Consider the following 551-nt stretch of genomic DNA (forward strand, 5'->3'; position numbering starts at 1 on the left):
GAAGGTAGCCTAGGGTGCTGTGTAGCTGTGCTCAATCGGCACATTTCGAGCATTTTGAAGGATTTTCTGAGCATGGTATTTTTCATGGTATTATCGTTTAGTAGGAAAATAAGCCATAGAATATAAAAGATAAAAAAAGGCTTATTGATAATAGAGTGGAAACCATTGCCAAGATTCGTCGCCGTCATGAAGTGAACGGTGAAAGCATCAGTGAGATTGCCCGTCGTTTTAACCTGTCGCGCAATACGGTTCGCAAGTATTTGAACCAGAGTGATCCGCAGCGTTACCAACGAAGGCAGCAGCCCAAGCCACAGCTGGGCGCCTATGAAGATCAACTGAAGACCTGGCTGGAGCAGGATAGCCAACGCCCGAAAAAGCAACGACGTACCGCCCGCCGTCTGTTTGAGGACCTTCAGGGCGCGGGCTATACCGGGGCTTACGACAGCGTACAGCGTTTTGTGAAGCACTGGAAACAGGCCCGTCCCGCACTGACCCAGGCCTTTGTGCCCCTGGTGTTCCCTGCCGGTGATGCGGCGCAGTTTGACTGGAGC

Annotated in this window: 1 protein-coding gene; it reads left to right on the forward strand. The window is 51.4% G+C overall.

Features of this window, described 5'->3' with window-relative positions; genetic code table 11:
• Positions 1 to 155: 155 nt before the first annotated feature.
• A partial coding sequence (locus ACOCD2_RS25600) for a helix-turn-helix domain-containing protein (RefSeq protein ID WP_293650910.1) occupies positions 156 to 551 on the forward strand: 396 nt, incomplete at its 3' end.

The organism is Thiolapillus sp. (genome assembly GCF_048562965.1).
GTDB lineage: Bacteria > Pseudomonadota > Gammaproteobacteria > Chromatiales > Chromatiaceae > Thiolapillus > Thiolapillus brandeum_A.